Genomic DNA, 18,125 nt, shown 5'->3' with positions numbered 1-18,125 from the left:
GCGCAAATTTACGCTTTGCGGCGTATCACCAGTTTTTTATTTTGCGCTTTGGCAATGGCATCAAAATATACCTGCATTTCGGTGTATTTCGCTGCCGGGATCACCTGGTTGGTTAAGTTAAATTTGGTTGTATTTACTACCTGGTTTTTAGCAGCATCGTAAGTGTATTTTACCTCATAGGTGCCGTAACTAAACTTAAGGCTTTGGCCGGCCGGCAAAGTTTCAACCTCAAAACCAGCGGGCAAGTCAATAGTGGTAATGCACGATTTTAACATCGGCACTTCAAAGTAATAATCGCTTTTCCTTTTTTCTTCTACCGGTAAAGTGGCTTGCCACAAATCAAACACCCTGGGTTTATAAAACTGCTTGTCGCCCGATGCGATATCGCAAAACTTATCATATTCTAAATCGATATCAACTTCTTTTACCCCGTCCTTATCGGTTGATGGTTTGAAGGTAAAAACAGATGGTTGTTTCATATGGAGCATGGTTATCACATTTGATTTTTGCTCATCTGTTTTTAAATACATCAACCCCAGGTAATCGTCCCTGTAATCGCCGGTGCTCAAAATTTTAACCTGGGCTTTTGCGCCACCATCGGCATCAAGTGTTACATGTACTTCGCTGTTAAATTGGTTGTCAACATCTTTGCTGGCAGGAGTTTTAACCAATTTGCCGCCATCATCGGTAACCAATAGCGCGTACCTGTTTTCGGTAAATGAGCCCAGTTTCCCAAACTGTTGGGTGGCACTTGTACACTCCAGCCAGGTAGTATCGCTTTTAAGCGGCACGCATAATATAATGTGATTAAAGGGATCATTCGGAAATGAAGGATCGGCAGGCTGCATATTTGAGCCTGCGTTAATTATTGCATAACACGATGGTATATTTACAGCTTTAAGCAAAGCCGACATGTAGTTGGATAAAGCTTTGCAATCACCATATTTTTTTTGATCCACAAATGTTGCCGGGAAAGGTTTCCAACCGCCAATCCCCAATTGTATACTTACGTAGCGTACACTTTTCTGCATGTACTCATATAAAAACTTCACCTTTTCTTTGTCCGTTTTTAAATCAGCCGTCATTTTCTTTATCTCCTCAGTTCGTTCGGGGCTAAGGGTACATACATCCGCATTGAGTTTTTGCTGCCATTTACCATAGTTTTGCCAGGTACTTAAATCGCCGGGAACGCCATAAAACTCAAAATTGCCGGCCGCAAAATAAATGTGGGGTAATACGCGCCACCCTTTTGATCCCTCTTCGTGCTTGTACGCCTTTAAATTGTTAACCTGCCATGAGTAGTTATCGCGCCCCTGGGCCGTGCTTTTTTGTGGCTTTATTTTAGTGTTCCTGTTCATGTATCTAAAGCCGGCATCGCTGGCAATAGAGATATGATAATAGGCATTTTGAACGGACTGTTCATAATCCTGATAACCCCATGATCCTAAATCAAGCAGGCTTCTCATATCGTAGTCATAAATATATTCGATTGTTGTGGGGTAGCTTGCAATTGTGTGGCTTATAGCCAATAACCTATCGTCGGTTACGATGGTTTCGTTATCAACCGCCAATCGGTCATACATATCGCTTTTATGGTACTTTTTGATAAGGGTACCATCGGCACTGTAAATCCTCATTTCAAATGAACCTACCGAAACGTATTTTTTATTGTAATGCAAAACCTTTTCGGCCTCGTCGTTACCCTTTTCGTTTAAAACAGTAATGATGGAATGGAAATGTTCGTCGGCCCTTCCTGGCCCTGTAAAATTATCCTCTTCCATGCTGTACCGCACAACCGAGTTTGCATCCTCCTTTAAAGAATCGGGGATGGTTGCGGCGATGTACAAATCTTTGGAGATATTTTTATCCTGGCTATAACCTTTGCTGTATAGCGCACATAAGGCCGCTGTGGTAAGCAGCAGCCTGGTGTAATATTTAGTAAACATTGTGTTATTAACCTTTTTTAAGTACTATCTGCTCGTTAAGCATGTCATACATTTTTTTACAAAACTCACGAAACTCGGGGTAGTTTTCTTTAAAATACATCGACTTCTTATGGTCGATGTTGAAGCGCACCATAATGGAGCCGTCCTGCTCGGCCACCAGGCGTTTGCAAACTACCGTTCCGTCGGGGATAGCCATACTCAGGCTTTTAGGCAAAACATCTACCTTATAACCGGCTGGTATTTTAAAAATACCGGTGATAGCGTAGTTGTCGCGGTAACCAAAATCAATATCGGTAAAACGGTTCTCGGCTAAAAACGGGTTAGTTTTAAGCCCGGTAAAAATGTTTGAATTAAAATAGATATAGTTTTCATCGCCGCCGGTAAGGTCGAGGTTAAAATTGATCTTTTGCCTTAGTGGTAACGTATCAACATCCATGTTTTCAAACGCAAGCGATGATATTTTGAGGTTGTTGTTGTCCTCGCGGATGTAGTCGTTAAATTTTTTTTCGCCGTCTGTTTTATACTTTTTGGTATAATTCATTTTGTTGTAGCTAAAACTGCTGATATCTGCAGTGCCAGCCATTTTACCATCAGGCTTAATTTCGGCGTTTATCAACACAATCTGACGAACAGGGTCTGGCTGTTGTAAAAACTGCAAATCGTAAGCCTTATTTTCGCCATCGAGCGATAAGCCAAATGAATTTAAAAAGTTAACCGGGATTTGGTTATACAAATTGTATTTACTGGTTGCATCAAGCACATAATATTTGGCACTATCAACCGGTATGTAAGCCACAGCGCTGTTAAACTGGTAATAGCTTGGGTAGCCTGGATTAATACGCCCGTTTTTACGGGTGCTTACCATCATTGGATGAACATTTAATCCCGATTTTTTTAACAGGTGATAAAGGATGATGTTTACCTCGGCCGAGTTGCCAACCTTTTTTTCCCAGGCTTTTGGGGTGCCATCGGTAGAGTTTATATCGTACACATCATTCCATTTCATGGTGTTTTTAACCTCGTTAAAAATGTATGCTATTTTTTCATCGTCAGTTTTAAGCGCTTTGGCTTTGGCAATAATTACCTCTTCGCCGGTAAGTTTCCTATTTAACTGACCACCAAAATCCTCATTATTGATCCTGTTTTGACCAACTTTTTCCCATGAATCCTGAAAGTTTGGATAATAATAGCCCGGTATGCGGATGCTCAATAATTGAAAAAGTATCCGTTCAGAATTATCGTTACGGGCATCCATAAATGGCTCATCTTTTAATGATGGGATGTTAGCCATAGCCTCGGTACGTGTATTTGATGAACTTGTTTTATCAACCACGTATGGCGAATGCAAATTGGTTAACCGTTTATAAGTCAAAAACTCTGGTGTATTGGTATTCAGTTCGCTGTAACGGGTTGGCAAATCATTTTGAAAATACCAATCGGGAAAAGCATCTATAGAAACACTTGTAAGGCGGTATTTATATTCAATGATGCTACCTGGTTTTACATTGGGGAACGAGAATACCAAAGCCGAGTGGTATTTATCAACAGCCTCGGTAAAAATTTGCTTTTTATCAACTTTGATAGGCTCAATAACACCGTTTGTTAGGTTGATAGTTTCGGCCTGCAAACCGGTAATATATTCTGCCCGGTTATAGCTGTAATATTCAATGCGAATGTTGGCTTCCTCTTTTCCGTTATCATTAAATATCTTGATTCGTTTATGCCTGTCGGTATTGATGTTGTATTGGGTATCAAAATAGGTATCTCCTTTATCAAAAAGGATTTCGGCATTGGCATCGGGTTCAAAATCGCACTTGGTCATTTCCAGGTCGGCTTTATCAACTTTTCCGAATGATTGCGCGGTTGGTACAGGGGCAGCGGTTTGAGCGTTTGCAGTGATGGTTAAGGTGCCCAGGCAAAGCAGGGCAAAAAGCTTGTTCATGTCAATAAGGTTTAATCACGACGAATATAATAAATGGAAGATACATTCATAATAAATAAAACTTTTTTTGGCTTTGATTGTATTAGCGTTTTTTGGGGCGTGGGAGCTATCCCTTTTTTAACACAATTTGTTCGTTAAGCATTTCATGCATTTGCTTGTAAAACTGCCTTAATTCGTTATAGCTTTCTCTGTTGTAGTGGATTGTTTTGTACTCAATAACATATCTTACCTGTACATATCCTTCATCTTCGGCTATCATTCTTTTAAAGCTGATGGTTTTGTCTTCCATGATCATGATGCCACTTTTGGGTAAAATATCTATTTTGTAACCCGCTGGTAACTTGTAACGGCCAACTAACTCATACTTATTCAAGTACCCAAAGTCAATATCGGTGGATCGTGTTTCGCTTAAAAACGGATTTATGCGCATGGCACTGAATAAATTTGGATTAAAGTATATGTAATTGCCGTCTGATCCGTTAAGCTCCAGGTTAAAAGTCAGATCCTGTGTTAAAGGGAGGGTATCAACCTCCATATTGTTCATTTTTAGGGATGATATTTTAAGGTTATTATCATTATTCCTTATAAAATCTATATATTTCTTTTCGCCATCTGTTTTGTAACGACGGGTGTTGTTTATCTTGTTATAGCCGTAGCTTACAATGTTGGCTGTTCCGGTTATTTTACTTTCGGGCAATATATCAGCAGCTATCATAACCACCTGTCGCACCGGTTTTTGCCTTTTAATATAAACCATATCAAACTGGTCAGTGGCCTTATCAATATAAAGACCTTCGGAATTGAGTAATACGTCCGGGGTTTCGTTATACAAATTATACTTACCGGTTGCGTCCAGTATATATTCTTTAGTAGTATCAACAGGCACGTAAACTACAGCCCTGTTAAACTGCGATAGCGAGGTATTATAATGTGCCACCTTCCCATGATCACGGGTGCTTACAATCATAGGATAAGCTTTTACCCCCGATTGTTTAAGCAGGTGATATAAAATGATATTAACCTCGGCCGAATTTCCTGTTTTCTTTTCCCAGGCGCGGTATGTGCCATCGGTGGTATACCAGCGGTCAACACTATCCCACTTCATTACGTCTCTTACGGTATTAAAAACGTAAGCAATTTTTTCATTATCGGTTTTAAGAGCCTTTGCTTTAGCAATAATGACGTCCTCTCCGTTGAGTTTACGTTTAAGCTGACCGCCAAAATCTTCGTCATCAGCTATAATTCCACCTACTTTGGCCCAGCTATCTGAGTAGGATTTAAAAACACCATAGGTGGATTTTACTGAAGTAAGGTTAAAATGAAGGGTGAGTAAGTTATCGGCATATGAGCGCATGTAGGGCTCGTCATTTAGGGATGGTACGTTTATCAACACCCTGTTTTCCCGTTCTACGTTATACATTACTACGTCGGTACCGCTACCAATGCTTCGGGCATCGCTGTGGCGTTCTATTTTAAAATAGGGCTGCCAGGCGCGCCGGGTTTCTCTGAAATATAATATATCCGGAATAGACGTATCCAATTCGCTATACCGTGTAGGTATTCTTTCCTGAAAATCCCAGGATGGGAAATTGCTGAAGGATTGACTTATAAATTTGTATTTATACTCTATAACCGAGCCTGGTTTAATATTGGGCATCGAAAAAACGATGGCGCTGCGTACCTTATCAATGGCTTGTGTATAAATAAGCTTTTTGTCTACTTTAGTAATTTCGGGTTTACCATTAACCAAATTAATGGTTTCGGCCTGTACATCAGTAACATGCTCCAGCTTATTACCTCCATAAAATTCAATCCGGATGTTGGCTTCATCCTTGCCCTTATCATTAAATATCTTTATTCGTTTGTGGTATTCGCCCTCTATGTTAAAAGCAGCATCGTAATAAACATCGCCCTTATTAAAAAGCACTTCGGCATTGGCATCTGGCTCAAAGTCACATTTGGTCATTTCCAGATCGGAGTTGTTTATTTTGCCAAAAGGCATATAAACAGGATCGGTTTGCGCCTGGGCATTGAGGGCAAAAACAGCGGGCAATAGCAGGATAAGGAGTTTGTTCATAACAAAGTGCAACAAGGATATGCGGTGGCACAATATAACAAATAAGTAAACATTTTTTACGCGCCTTATTATTAACCACTTTATCTATTTGATTTTATAATTTTGCAGATGTGCAGCCATTTATTTAAGTATACTATTTTGAAAGCATTTATACCCGTTTGTGTATATATTAGTAAACTGGCAACTGATTTGATAGACCATAGTTAATGAAGCAAAAATTTTATGATACTGCTGTGAAGCAGGAAAAGGCTGTTTTGGTTGGCGTGATGACACCTCACGTGACTGACGAACAGGAGAAAGAGTATTTAGAGGAACTTGAATTTTTGGTGGCTACTGCAGGAGGGGAAACCGTTAAATGGTTTACCCAAAAACTACAGCGACCGGATAGGGCTACGTTTGTAGGATCGGGCCGGTTGGAAGATATCCGCGCGTTTGTTGTTGAAGAAGAAATTGACATGGTGGTTTTTGATGACGAGCTATCGCCATCGCAGCTGCGCAATATTGAGAACGAACTAAAGGTGAAAATACTGGACAGGAATAACCTGATCCTTGATATTTTTGCCAACCGGGCGCAAACCGCCCAGGCCAAAACCCAGGTTGAACTGGCGCAATTGCAATATTTATTACCACGCCTTACCCGTTTATGGACCCACCTTGAGCGTCAAAAAGGTGGTATTGGTATGCGCGGTCCCGGTGAATCACAAATTGAGACCGACAGGCGCTTGATCCTGAATAAAATATCGTTGTTGAAAGACAGGCTTAAACAAATTGATAAGCAAAACGAAACCCAGCGCAAAAATCGCCATCAAATGGTTCGTACGGCTTTAGTTGGTTATACCAACGTAGGTAAATCAACCATCATGAACATGATTTCCAAATCGGAAGTGTTTGCAGAAAATAAGCTGTTTGCCACGTTGGATACCACGGTGCGGAAGGTAGTGATTGAAAACGTGCCCTTCTTATTATCAGATACGGTTGGATTTATCCGCAAGCTACCTCACCAGTTGGTGGAGTGTTTTAAATCTACCCTGGATGAAGTACGCGAGGCCGATATATTGATCCATGTGGTTGATATATCGCACCCTAACTTTGAAGACCAGATTCGTACCGTTAACGAAACCCTGAAAGATATTGGCGCCATTGATAAACGGATGATAACGGTATTTAATAAAATAGATGCCTTTAAGCCCGAAGATCACCAGATAGAGCAACAGGCCGAGCCGCTGACGCTGGATGATTTTAAACATAGCTGGATGGCTAAGAATAACAGCCCGGCGATATTTATATCGGCAACTAAAAAAGAAAATGTTGACGAGTTTAGGGCGATGCTGTATGAGGAAGTAAAAGCGATACATACGGAGCGATATCCGTACGATCATTTGTTGTATTAGGGGCGAAGGCTCCCTAATACAGCTACCCCGGGCGAGGCAATAAAAATAGCACAGACATTTAGGGGTTTTTAATCCACTACTATAAAAAACACCACTTAAAAGCCGATTTCCATCCGTTTAACAATGGTATGCATAGTATTTGTTACTTTTGGAGTTGAATAGATATGCAGGGATTACTTATAAAATCGACCGGAAGCTGGTACCAGGTGCAAACACCCGATGGCCAAAGGATTGATTGCCGGATAAAAGGAAAGTTTAGGATTAAAGGCATTACCACCACCAACCCCCTGGCCGTTGGCGATGTGGTTGACTTTGAAATGGAGCCCGACCAGGAAAACGGCGTAATTACCAACCTGCATCAGCGTAAAAACTATATCATTCGCAAGGCGATAAACCTGAGCAAGCAAGCCCAGATCATTGCCGCCAATCTGGACCAAGCCCTGCTGGTGGTTACCCTGGCCTCGCCCCGTACATCATTAGGATTCATTGATCGCTTTTTGGTTACTGCCGAAGCTTATGATATTCCGGCAAGGTTAATTTTTAACAAAGTTGATCTTTTTAGTGATGAAGGCCTGGAGATATTGGCCGACCTGAAAGCCATTTACGAAAAAATAGGCTACCCCTGTTTTGAAGTATCGGCATTGGAGGGTACCAACATCGCTACCGTACAGGAGCTGATTAAATATAAAATAACCCTGTTCTCAGGCCATTCCGGCGTTGGCAAATCAAGCCTGATCAATGCCCTGTTACCAAGCCTCGATCTGCGTACCCACATGGTATCTGAATGGAGCGACAAAGGCATGCACACCACCACCTTTGCCGAAATGTTTGAACTACCCCAAGGCGGCTTTATCATTGATACCCCCGGCATTCGCGAATTAGGTGTTATCGACATAGAAAAGCAAGAACTAAGCCACTTTTTCCCCGAAATGCGCTCCCGCCTAAACCAATGCCGCTTTAACAATTGCCGCCATATTAATGAACCTGGCTGCGCCGTGTTAGAAGCTTTGGAGGAAGGAGACATCGAGCTATCCCGCTATGAAAGCTATTTGAGCATTTATAACGGGAACGATACAAGAGCTTAATTTTAGAGGCAAGAGGCTAGAAGCAAGAATTAAGACGGCGGCATTCAACCTGATTCTTAAAGCCTTTATTTCTTTTTACCCGCGGCTATAAAATCTCTGAAGTAACTGCACTCATTTACGGCTGTTTTGTAAAACGGAGTCTGGCTGTAGTTTTTCTGCAAATCGGTAAAGTAAAAATTGTTTCGCACTCCTATGGCGTACTGTTTTTCGGCGGCATCCATTTTAGTATAATCATTACCGATGAGATAACTGTACGATGGCAGCCTTATTTGTTTCTGCCGGCATTTTGCGGCCATAAAGGTACATTTGGCCTTAAAATCGGCATTAGCACTTAGCTGCTTGGCCTGCAGAAAGACTTTTTCGGCATTGGTACATTTTATGTAATCGGCATCGTAATAGTTTTGCGATTCGCGCCCATAATCTGTAGACGACCAATCATAACTGATAAGATACCAGGCGTTGCCATAGGTAGATGTATTATACAAAGCCGTGGCGTAGGTAAAATAATAGGTAGCGGCGTTTTTCGGGTCGGACTTCATAAGCTTTTGAAAGCCGGCCATCGCCTGGGCAAATTGCCTTTTGTTATACCCCTTTGCGTTTTTTTCGTGCATTACCTTAGGGTAATCTGCCAGGCGGCTCAAAAATGGATCTGCGCTTACATCGGTATCATCGTAGTAATTTGAAGGAAACTTATTTAGTGTTTTATCGCTCACTTGGTTCAAGGCGCTAAAAGCTTCATTATATTTATGTTCGCGTAGGTAGGCGGTACCCAATAGTTCATAAACGAAATCGTTTTTAAGAACGCCCAACTTCTGGGTTAAAAATTTAAGATAGGCTGTATTTGGTGGCGATTTTTGCCAGGCCGCTATTTTAATCAATGGTGATGATCGCAGTTGCTGAAAAAACATCCGGGTTTCTTCGCCTACCTGCGGATTTTTGGGATCGTACGCGTCGGCCATCATCATTGCCAGGGCCGCTTTACTGGTATCCTTTTGTTTTAAATATATTGGCGCTAAAACCTGCTGGTAAAAGTTACGGGCAGTTTGTGCAAAGGGATGCTGACCGTAATAGTTCCATGATGATATTTCTGCCTCTGTACCGGCAGTTTCCCGGGAAACCTTTTCATTAAGCCATTTTAAAGACGCCAATAATCCATCTTCATTAACACTATTAAGCTGCAAGGCTCCCTGAGCTTTAAGTAACAGGGCGATGATCTGTTTCTGGTCGTTCAGTTTGATACTTAGCTTTTCGTTGTTAAGGTCGGCAATGTATTTATTGCCATTTACAACATCCTTTTGCATCCAGGCCATGTAGGCCTGCGCCAGTCGCGCCAATGGATATTCGGCATATTTTTTATCAGCCCATACTTTATTACAAAATAGATTAAGCGCGGCCATATGAGTATCTGCTGCCTTTTTTGCCGCTACCTGCTGCGCCTTCATGCCGGGGGATGAATAACTATTAATGCCCGTACCGCTTAGGTGTTGTTCCTCCAGTTTATTGATCTCTCTGATCAGCAATACGCCAATCATATCAGATGATGGCGCAAACTGATAAAGATCCGTTAAGCCGTTTATATCATACCCCGGCTTATTGAATGCCGTAATCGCGGTTATTGCCGCCTTTTCGTTATTATTTGCAGCAAGTTCCAAAACATCGGCCTGGGTAACGCTCATCAAATTATAGTTGCGATAAGCTTGTACCCTTCTTTCCGGATAACCAGCAAAAACTTTAGCAAATAACCATGCGGCTTTTGTAGTATCCTTAAGTCTGCGTTCTTCACCAGCCTTTAGCGCCAAAGCCCAGCCTTTTATATGGCTTTCGCCTTTATAAGCGTCAAGGTATTTATCGTAAACATCTATCGCGGCTTTAGCGTTGCCGGCGTAATGTAATAGGCGCTGGGCCTGGTATAAATATCGTAGCTTAATGAAACTGTCTTTTTGAATTAGGGCGGTTTGGAGTGCCTCGTTACCGGCTTGCATTAATGACGTGGTATCCCTTGGCTGCGGATTCCAATAATCATACGAAGTGATATTGGCAATGGGTTCGACACTTTTGGCAAACCGATAATAACCAAGAGCACTTTTATTGGCGGGCAGCGTTTTTAAAAAGGTATTATTACTTAAGCTATCGGGTAATTTGCCTTTTCCGTTTAAATAGCCCTCATACAAAACAGAATCTGTTTTACCGCCTAACTTGTACATGACCTTTTCAACATCGACAGGTTTAACATCATGCCCCAGGTATGCAGCCCACTCGCGCGAATTAATAGCGGCTTCGCTTACCTGTTCATCATCGTCATAAAGAAATTTATAGCCGGTAAAATAGAATGATTTATATTCCTGCGTACGCTGAATGTCATTATGGAAAAAGGATACGTAATAATCATAAGGATCAGCCTCCGGACCGCAAGCCAGATCAATAGCAATACCAATAAAAAAGCAGGCGATAAGGCTAACGGAAAATATGATTAGTTTTTTCAAGGTCGGCATAGGTATAGGCTTTTATTACAGGCTCATCAAGGTGAAAATAAATAACATTAAGCGTATTATCGGCTTTTATCAGCGGCGATAAATAGCCAGCCGTTAATTGCAGGTCATTTGCCGAAACCGCTTCCCAACGCACTTCATCATTGGCTTTTAAACCATCATCGGGCAAGTCTGTTTTAGCACGATAGATATTATTCCCTATAAATATAAACTGATTTTTTTGCTGTAGTTGGGCAATTGAAATTCTTTTTGCGATGCCGATATATTCATGATCACGAAAGGCTACCGCCCAGCTAAAAAGCGGTAAGCCAACATCAATGGGCAATGGGTAATTGCTGATGTTATCGCCCAGGTATTTCTTTAGCTCGGTAATTTCAAGGATGGAATTTTGCTGCCCGTATTTGCGCAGGTTGCCCATATTGTAACACATAAGCATAACCCGGTTAACCGGTGGGATGCCGCTGCTTTTTTGATTTTTTATTTGATGCAGTCGTAAGGTAACAGAAAAGCGTTTGCTTTTTAAATAAGGTACCTGTTGCAGTTTTTTGAGCAGGTAAAAGTAGTTTTGGCGGGTAGATGCGGTCCAATCACAGTCAATTTGTATCTCGTTGAAAGTGTACTTACCGGCCTGGTGTATTTTGCCATCAACAAAATTGCTGATCTTGCCGGCCAGGTCATCCAACTGCGGATGGGAGATATTTTTGAGGATGTTATTAACAATAAACACCACCGGTACAATAGCAACCGTATCGGGTAGCTTAGCATTGAAAGTAACCGGAGATATCGGAACAGGCGATGTGCCGTTTTCATCCATATCTACATCCATTATTCGCACATACAGTTTGCTGCTGTGAAAATGTTGCAGATAAGCCTGCTCGGTGGGGTTGGTTTTATAAACCGTTTTCCAATAATAAAAGGAGGTGTTTACAGTGCGATCATGTTTACACGATGTGGCCCAAAGCGCAAACATAAAAAGGACAAAGAATGAATTTTTATTACACGTTTTCACCCTTTGTCCTTTAAAAATATTGTCTTAATTTTTGACTCTAATCTCTTGATTCTATCCCAAGGCGTTCGTAAAATCTTCTACCAAATCATCCAGATCTTCGATACCTACCGATAGGCGGATCATGCTTTCGGGGATGCCCATTTCGGCACGGCGCTCGGCACCCAATTCAAAAAAGATGGTTTGCGCTACCGGAATGGCAAGCGTACGAGTATCGCCCAGGTTGCTTGATTTTACAACCAGCTGTAGTTTATTTAAAAATGCAAGGCAATCAATACTTTCATCCAGTTCAATGCTCATTAAGCCGCCAAATTTTTTAAATAGTTTGGCTGCACGGTCGTGCTGCGGGTGACTTGCAACGCCCGGGTAAAATACCTTCTTAATTTTAGGGTGACTTTCAAAATAGGTAGCCAACGCGAAAGCGTTGTTACATGCACGCTCCAAACGAAGGGCTAAAGTTTCGGCACCTACAGATATGGTGTGGGCTGCTTCGGGTGCTAAAGTGCCACCGGCGTCACGTAAACCTTTTTTGCGCACCTGGGTCATGCCCAAAGCCTCGGGTTTAACCTGATCCTTGAAGCTTGGGAAAATATTTGGATAAATGCTCCAGTCAAATAAACCGGTATCGGTAACGCTGCCACCCAAGGCATCACCATGGCCGCCGATGTATTTGGTTAAGGAGTTAATTACCAAGCTTGCTTTAACATCAATTGGGTTAAACAGGTATGGCGATGTCATGGTGTTATCAACCACGTATAAAATTCCTTTTTGGCTGCATAACTCACCAATACCTTCCAAATCGGCAATTTGGGTGGCCGGGTTCGCTATGGTTTCAACAAATACCAGTTTGGTATTTTCTTTAATTTGCGCACTTACGTTGGCTACATCGGTAGCATCAACAAAAGTGATATCTAAACCCATATCAATATAGGTTTGGAAAATACTGCGGCTGTTACCAAACAGAAACGAGCTGGCCACAATATGATCTGTATGTTTTATTAAGGCCATAATGGTAGCCGAAATAGCCGCCATACCGGTAGAAAAAGCGATAGACGAAAAGCCCTTTTCCATTTGAGTTACCTTTTGCTCCAACGCGGTAACCGTTGGATTACCCTGGCGCGAGTAAGCGTAACCTTTCTTTTTATTTTGAAAAATATCTACTAGGTCCTGCACATCCTCGTGCCCGTAAGTAACCGAAGTATGAATGGGTTTGTGTAAAGAACCGTGCTCGGGTTTGCCAAGGCGGTCGGCATGTAATAGGGTGGTAGTAAAACCTCTTTTAGTAGTCATTTTGAACCTATTGGTAAAAAAATAATAGCGGTTGCGAACTTACCTGTTTTTGCTCAAAAAATGACGACTTTTTTAATATACTATGCAAATTGAGCAAGATATGAGAATGGGCAGACAGGATTTTAAACACATAACGCGCCACACGGGTAGTAGTTTACTTAACCCGGGCAATTAACAAATGGCTGAAAACGCTAAGCAAATAAGCTGATTATATAGCTTAAAATATCCTGCGTATCAATCTCAACCTCTTCAAATTCAACCTGTGCATCTATCTGGTTTGAAAAATCTGTTAGTTCGCTGCTCATGATTTTTTTAATTTACTATGCAAACATAATAAATTATACCGTATACTAAAATGGTATATGGTATAATAATATCAACAACATGTTAGTAATTAAAATGATAGCTCACAGCCGATTCTTTTATAATCTTTTAAAAACCGCATCTAAATATTTTCCTCTCGCAAAATAAACCGACAACTTCCATATCTTTATCCATGACGATGCAAGAACAGATTTATAACTGGTTGATAGAAGGCCTTCGCCAATCACCGGTAAAGTTTTCTGAAGTATTTTATTACGATAGGCGCGACAAACAATTCTTCTCCATATTGATGACCGACTACTTTTTATTTGATGAAAAGGGCGATTTAGCCGAAGAAGCAAAATCGGTATATACGGCAGATACTTTGAAACTACTATTGGACAGGGTTAGGCGGATCAATATCGATAACGATATAGTAGCCCTGCCCCGCCTTGGAGATATAGAAGAAAATTATTTACAGCGGGCTGATTCTTTCTTGAATTTGAATGCGATTAGTATAGATGAGGCTACCATTTGGATAGTTGAAGATCCGGAGCCAATAGTGTTTAAAATAAACAAAATTTAAACTGTAACAGCCGCCTTTACCAAATAAGGAAGGATCTCTTTTTGAAAAGAAACGAAGTTTTTACGCACGTCTGAATCACTTACCGAGGTAAACGCGAAGCTAAATACGATACTTTTACTGCATTTAATTAAAAAGCGCAGGCGCTGGTGGTAAGTTTCATGCTTGCGAATGCCAGGTAACTGGATAAATGAGGCCATCAGCATTTCTTCCAGCTCGTTAGATAAGTTCTTCAAAAAATCCTGGGAGTTGGTAGATTCGCGGATAAAATCCCAGCCGATAAACTCGTTACAAACCGTGTATGATAACCGGCAGGTTTTCATGATGAGGTTATTCAAATACGCCTCTTCGTCCATGTCCGGCGTATTGCTTTGCACCAGGTCGTCAACACTCAGTTTAATATAATCCATCAGCAAAATGTGCAACACGGCTTCTTTGCTGTCAAAATATTTATAGATGGTAGCTTTGGCAATTTTTGCCTTTTTGGCTATTTCGTTAACGCTGGTTTTATGGTAACCGAATTTGCGGAATAATTCCTGTGCTGCCCGCTTAATACTATCTTTAATTTTATCGGCTTCCATTTACATTAGTTGGATACAGTGATCGTATAATTATACGAACTTACAATATAGCTTCTTAAGGCCTTGGTTGCAGGCGCCTTTACAGGCGTTCCGTCGGCCAGTGAAAATTTTGATCCGCTGCAAGGATCAGTAACCGTAAAGCCTGACGCATCCAGCGTTACGGCGCATTTTTTTTCGGGCTGATAGCTGCTGCAGCGATCGTACGCTGCATAACCACCTGTTGGGGTACGGTAAATAATAAGGCCTGCTACCCCATAACCATTAATAAGCGCAACTCCACCGGCGCTGTTAAGCCCGGCCAGGCGCGGATCATTGATAGCCGCCGAAAAGTTTACCGGTATGCTTGGTACATAGTCGGTAGCTTTTCCGCAAGAGATGTAACACAGGCTTATCAATACAATGGCCAGCAGTTTCCTCATAGCATTTCGGTAGTAAATTGCTTTAAAAAGCGACTGTCATTTTCCGAGAACAGGCGCAGATCGCGGATAACGTATTTTAAATTGGCAATACGCTCCATACCCATACCAAACGCAAAGCCGGTAAATTTGTTACTATCAATACCGCAGTTTTCCAACACGTTAGGATCAACCATACCGCAACCCAAAATTTCAACCCAGCCGCTGTATTTACACATATTACAGCCCGATCCTTTGCAAATGGTACATGATACGTCCATTTCGGCAGATGGCTCGGTGAATGGGAAGTATGACGGGCGGAAACGCACTTTAGTACCTTCGCCATAAAGCTCCTGTACAAAATGGTAAAGGGTTTGCTTTAAATCGGCAAATGAAACGTTCTCATCAACATATAAACCTTCAACCTGGTGAAAAAAGCAATGCGCGCGGGCAGATATAGCCTCATTACGATAAACCCGGCCCGGCATAATAGCGCGGAACGGCGGTTTGCCATGCTCCATCATTCTTACCTGTACCGATGAGGTGTGGGTACGCAAAGCGATATCATCCTTACCATGATTCTTTTTGATAAAGAAGGTGTCCTGCATATCACGGGCCGGGTGTTCCTCAGGGAAGTTTAAGGCCGAGAAATTATGCCAGTCGTCCTCAATCTCCGGTCCTTCGGCCACAACAAAGCCCAGGCGTTTAAAAATATCAATAATCTCGTTACGCACCAATGATAACGGGTGGCGCGAGCCAACAGCAAAACCATCACCAGGCAGGGTTAAATCCAGGTCGAGGTCTTTAGCAGCCGGGCCAGCGTCAATGCTCTCCTTTAACTCCGCATATTTAGCTTCGGCCAATTGTTTAAACTCATTGAGTACTTTACCAAACGTGCGCTTTTCTTCAGAACTAACGGTTTTAAACTCTTCAAAAAGGTCTTTAATTATCCCCTTGGTTCCTAAAAATTTTATCCGGAAAGCTTCCAGCTCATCGGCCTTTGCGGAAGCGAAAGCCTTAATCTCGGCAGCGTATTGGTCTATTTTATTTTGCATTATAATATTCTTAAAAATTGTTCGGCTGTTAAAACCGGTATGGTTGACTCTTTATAATCTTTTATATTACGGGTTATGATTAAATCACAATTGTGCTTTTGGGCAATGAAGTACTGAATTGCATCTTCAAAGTCGGCAATATTACTCACTAATGCCAAATCAATTATATCGCTTTTAAACGGTAAGATATTGATTGATTTAACTAAAGCCTTTATATTCTCCCTCGCTGTTATCTGTCCCACCTGCTTCCTTAGCACATAATTTATATTCGCTATCACTAACGACGATGTATTGATCTCGAGCTTTCTTTTTTCGCCCTCAACTAATAGTATTTGAGTATAAAAGAAAAACGGCTCTCTTTTTAAAAACATATCCAATAAAACATCACTATCTAAGAATAGGCGTTTATAAGTCATATTTTTCTTTGAAATATTCGTACTTCATGTCGTCGTAATTCATATCGTCCGGATATTTCCCCTTCAAAATACCTGTTAAACTTTGAATCCATTCAGGAATCTCGATATTTTTATATTTCTCTAATAAAGGATCTTCTTTTTTTTCTTGTTCCTCTATTTTATCAAAATACTCCTGCACTAATTTAGAAACACTTGTATGTTGACGCTTCGCATATTCTTTTATACGAGGTACAGAATCTGATTTAACGCTCAAAGTTAGCTTTGTACTTTCCATAACAAACCTGTTTATACGTACAAATATAAAGAATCTGTACGTATTATTTAATCACGCCCAATTCCTTACCTACTTTGGTAAAGGCCGCAATAGCTTTATCTAAGTGATGCATATCATGCGCTGCAGAAATTTGTACCCTGATGCGGGCTTTGCCTTGTGGTACTACCGGGTAGTAAAACCCAATTACGTAAATACCTTCTTCCAGCATTTTGGCGGCAAACTCCTGGGCCAGTTTGGCTTCATAAAGCATAACAGGAACGATAGGGTGTACGCCCGGTTTAATATCAAAACCAGCTTCTGTCATTTTTTGGCGGAAGTATTGGGTATTGGTTTCTAATTTATCGCGCAGCTGGGTAGTTTCGCTCAGCATATCCAATACAGCTATTGAAGCACCGGTGATGGCAGGCGCAAGCGTATTTGAAAACAAATATGGCCTTGAACGTTGGCGCAGCATATCAATAATTTCTTTACGGCCAGATGTAAAACCGCCCGATGCACCACCTAAAGCTTTACCCAATGTACCGGTAATAATATCTATTTTACCCATTACATTATGATGCTCATGGGTACCCCTGCCGGTTTTCCCCATAAAACCGCTGCAATGGCTTTCATCTATCATCACCAAGGCGTTATATTGCTCGGCCAGGGCGCAAATTTTATCTAATTGGGCAATGGTGCCATCCATGCTGAACGCGCCATCGGTAACAATGATACGATGACGGCAGCTTGCAGTAGCTTGCAGTTTCTCTTCTAAATCGGCCATGTCATCGTGTTTGTAGCGCTGACGCTGGGCTTTGCACAGGCGCACACCATCAATGATTGAAGCGTGGTTCAACTCATCAGATATAATGGCATCCTGGTCATTAAACAAAGGTTCAAACACACCACCGTTGGCGTCAAATGCGGCAGCGTACAAAATGGCATCTTCGGTGCCTAAAAATTCAGAGATCTTTTTTTCAAGCTCTTTATGAATATCCTGGGTACCACAAATAAAACGTACCGAAGATAAACCGTAACCATGTGTTTCCATAGCAGCCTGGGCTGCCTTGATCACCTGGGCATTGCCCGATAAGCCAAGGTAATTATTGGCGCAAAAATTTATTACCTCCTGGCCACCCTGCACGGTAATATCCGCGCCTTGTGCTGATGTTATGATACGTTCTTTTTTGTATAATCCCGCATTTTCAATGGCTTCCAATTCCTGCTGTAAAACCGGCTGTAGTGTATTGTACATGGTGTTTGATGTTTAAAGGCAGCAAAATTAAGCAATAACAGCCATTTGAGCCGATTTT

Annotated in this window: 15 protein-coding genes; 3 read left to right on the top strand and 12 right to left on the bottom strand. The window is 41.5% G+C overall.

Translation table 11 applies throughout. The features are described 5' to 3' along the window. Positions 1 to 8 precede the first annotated feature (8 nt). The 3 genes from QWZ17_RS12760 to QWZ17_RS12750 form a co-directional block, all read right to left on the bottom strand. Positions 9 to 1,946 carry a DUF3857 domain-containing protein gene (locus QWZ17_RS12760; protein WP_290305612.1) on the bottom strand — a complete coding sequence of 646 codons (1,938 nt, stop codon included), beginning with the start codon at positions 1,944 to 1,946 and terminating at the stop codon, positions 9 to 11. Between the two features lie 7 nt (positions 1,947 to 1,953). Then, on the bottom strand, positions 1,954 to 3,888 hold the full coding sequence (locus QWZ17_RS12755; protein ID WP_290305611.1) for a DUF3857 domain-containing protein: 1,935 nt from the start codon (positions 3,886 to 3,888) through the stop codon (positions 1,954 to 1,956). A 106-nt stretch (positions 3,889 to 3,994) separates the two neighbouring features. Further along, entirely contained in the window at positions 3,995 to 5,965 is a 1,971-nt protein-coding gene (locus QWZ17_RS12750; protein ID WP_290305610.1) for a DUF3858 domain-containing protein, read from the bottom strand. A gap of 206 nt (positions 5,966 to 6,171) precedes the next feature. Between QWZ17_RS12750 and hflX the strand changes: the two genes are divergently transcribed. Both hflX and rsgA read left to right on the top strand, forming a co-directional pair. After that, complete coding sequence (hflX, locus tag QWZ17_RS12745) at positions 6,172 to 7,356, top strand: GTPase HflX (RefSeq protein ID WP_290305609.1); 1,185 nt, start codon at positions 6,172 to 6,174, stop codon at positions 7,354 to 7,356. 164 nt (positions 7,357 to 7,520) lie between these two features. Further along, positions 7,521 to 8,441 (top strand): ribosome small subunit-dependent GTPase A, encoded by a 921-nt coding sequence (rsgA, locus tag QWZ17_RS12740; protein WP_290305608.1) that lies wholly within the window; start codon positions 7,521 to 7,523, stop codon positions 8,439 to 8,441. 65 nt (positions 8,442 to 8,506) lie between these two features. Here the strand turns inward: rsgA and QWZ17_RS12735 are convergent, their stop codons facing one another. The 3 genes from QWZ17_RS12735 to QWZ17_RS12725 all read right to left on the bottom strand — a co-directional run bounded on the left by QWZ17_RS12735 (position 8,507) and on the right by QWZ17_RS12725 (position 13,226). Continuing rightward, positions 8,507 to 10,933, bottom strand: a complete 2,427-nt coding sequence (locus QWZ17_RS12735) for a hypothetical protein (RefSeq protein ID WP_290305607.1) — start codon at positions 10,931 to 10,933, stop codon at positions 8,507 to 8,509. Beyond that, positions 10,896 to 11,900 (bottom strand): hypothetical protein, encoded by a 1,005-nt coding sequence (locus QWZ17_RS12730; RefSeq protein WP_290305606.1) that lies wholly within the window; start codon positions 11,898 to 11,900, stop codon positions 10,896 to 10,898. Before QWZ17_RS12730 ends, QWZ17_RS12735 begins: the two co-directional genes overlap by 38 nt. 90 nt (positions 11,901 to 11,990) lie before the next feature. Continuing rightward, a complete protein-coding gene (locus QWZ17_RS12725) occupies positions 11,991 to 13,226 on the bottom strand; it encodes a cystathionine gamma-synthase family protein (RefSeq protein WP_290305605.1) in 1,236 nt (411 codons plus the stop codon). A 496-nt stretch (positions 13,227 to 13,722) separates the two neighbouring features. On the opposite strand from QWZ17_RS12725, the gene QWZ17_RS12720 reads away from it, so the two are divergent. Further along, positions 13,723 to 14,115: a hypothetical protein gene (locus QWZ17_RS12720; RefSeq protein ID WP_290305604.1), complete on the top strand. Its 393-nt coding sequence runs from the start codon at positions 13,723 to 13,725 to the stop codon at positions 14,113 to 14,115. Here the strand turns inward: QWZ17_RS12720 and QWZ17_RS12715 are convergent. Genes QWZ17_RS12715 through kbl form a run of 6 tightly spaced genes read right to left on the bottom strand, consistent with a single transcriptional unit; the run spans position 14,112 to position 18,067 of the window. Next, positions 14,112 to 14,693 carry a TetR/AcrR family transcriptional regulator gene (locus QWZ17_RS12715; protein WP_290305603.1) on the bottom strand — a complete coding sequence of 194 codons (582 nt, stop codon included), beginning with the start codon at positions 14,691 to 14,693 and terminating at the stop codon, positions 14,112 to 14,114. The genes QWZ17_RS12720 and QWZ17_RS12715 overlap by 4 nt on opposite strands. Before the next feature lie 5 nt (positions 14,694 to 14,698). Continuing rightward, on the bottom strand, positions 14,699 to 15,112 hold the full coding sequence (locus QWZ17_RS12710) for a Rieske (2Fe-2S) protein (RefSeq protein ID WP_290305602.1): 414 nt from the start codon (positions 15,110 to 15,112) through the stop codon (positions 14,699 to 14,701). Then, positions 15,109 to 16,143 (bottom strand): phenylalanine--tRNA ligase subunit alpha, encoded by a 1,035-nt coding sequence (pheS, locus tag QWZ17_RS12705; protein ID WP_290305601.1) that lies wholly within the window; start codon positions 16,141 to 16,143, stop codon positions 15,109 to 15,111. Before pheS ends, QWZ17_RS12710 begins: the two co-directional genes overlap by 4 nt. After that, on the bottom strand, positions 16,143 to 16,559 hold the full coding sequence (locus QWZ17_RS12700; protein ID WP_290305600.1) for a type II toxin-antitoxin system VapC family toxin: 417 nt from the start codon (positions 16,557 to 16,559) through the stop codon (positions 16,143 to 16,145). Before QWZ17_RS12700 ends, pheS begins: the two co-directional genes overlap by 1 nt. Further along, positions 16,549 to 16,833, bottom strand: a complete 285-nt coding sequence (locus tag QWZ17_RS12695; protein WP_290305599.1) for a DUF6364 family protein — start codon at positions 16,831 to 16,833, stop codon at positions 16,549 to 16,551. The genes QWZ17_RS12700 and QWZ17_RS12695 overlap by 11 nt, the downstream gene beginning before the upstream one ends. 43 nt (positions 16,834 to 16,876) lie before the next feature. After that, positions 16,877 to 18,067, bottom strand: a complete 1,191-nt coding sequence (gene kbl / locus QWZ17_RS12690) for a glycine C-acetyltransferase (protein WP_290305598.1) — start codon at positions 18,065 to 18,067, stop codon at positions 16,877 to 16,879. Positions 18,068 to 18,125 lie beyond the last annotated feature (58 nt).

Source organism: Mucilaginibacter flavus (assembly GCF_030409315.1).
GTDB lineage: Bacteria > Bacteroidota > Bacteroidia > Sphingobacteriales > Sphingobacteriaceae > Mucilaginibacter > Mucilaginibacter flavus.
Note: the sequence above shows the minus strand (reverse complement) of the source record. Positions and strands in the feature narration are given on the sequence as shown.

Bases quoted from the DNA above. Each gene is read 5' to 3' on its own strand.
- QWZ17_RS12760 (WP_290305612.1), bottom strand. From the start codon at position 1,946: ATGTTTACTAAATATTACACCAGGCTGCTGCTTACCACAGCGGCCTTA.
- QWZ17_RS12755 (WP_290305611.1), bottom strand. From the start codon at position 3,888: ATGAACAAGCTTTTTGCCCTGCTTTGCCTGGGCACCTTAACCATCACT.
- QWZ17_RS12750 (WP_290305610.1), bottom strand. From the start codon at position 5,965: ATGAACAAACTCCTTATCCTGCTATTGCCCGCTGTTTTTGCCCTCAAT.
- hflX (WP_290305609.1), top strand. From the start codon at position 6,172: ATGAAGCAAAAATTTTATGATACTGCTGTGAAGCAGGAAAAGGCTGTT.
- rsgA (WP_290305608.1), top strand. From the start codon at position 7,521: ATGCAGGGATTACTTATAAAATCGACCGGAAGCTGGTACCAGGTGCAA.
- QWZ17_RS12735 (WP_290305607.1), bottom strand. From the start codon at position 10,933: ATGCCGACCTTGAAAAAACTAATCATATTTTCCGTTAGCCTTATCGCC.
- QWZ17_RS12730 (WP_290305606.1), bottom strand. From the start codon at position 11,900: ATGTTTGCGCTTTGGGCCACATCGTGTAAACATGATCGCACTGTAAAC.
- QWZ17_RS12725 (WP_290305605.1), bottom strand. From the start codon at position 13,226: ATGACTACTAAAAGAGGTTTTACTACCACCCTATTACATGCCGACCGC.
- QWZ17_RS12720 (WP_290305604.1), top strand. From the start codon at position 13,723: ATGACGATGCAAGAACAGATTTATAACTGGTTGATAGAAGGCCTTCGC.
- QWZ17_RS12715 (WP_290305603.1), bottom strand. From the start codon at position 14,693: ATGGAAGCCGATAAAATTAAAGATAGTATTAAGCGGGCAGCACAGGAA.
- QWZ17_RS12710 (WP_290305602.1), bottom strand. From the start codon at position 15,112: ATGAGGAAACTGCTGGCCATTGTATTGATAAGCCTGTGTTACATCTCT.
- pheS (WP_290305601.1), bottom strand. From the start codon at position 16,143: ATGCAAAATAAAATAGACCAATACGCTGCCGAGATTAAGGCTTTCGCT.
- QWZ17_RS12700 (WP_290305600.1), bottom strand. From the start codon at position 16,559: ATGACTTATAAACGCCTATTCTTAGATAGTGATGTTTTATTGGATATG.
- QWZ17_RS12695 (WP_290305599.1), bottom strand. From the start codon at position 16,833: ATGGAAAGTACAAAGCTAACTTTGAGCGTTAAATCAGATTCTGTACCT.
- kbl (WP_290305598.1), bottom strand. From the start codon at position 18,067: ATGTACAATACACTACAGCCGGTTTTACAGCAGGAATTGGAAGCCATT.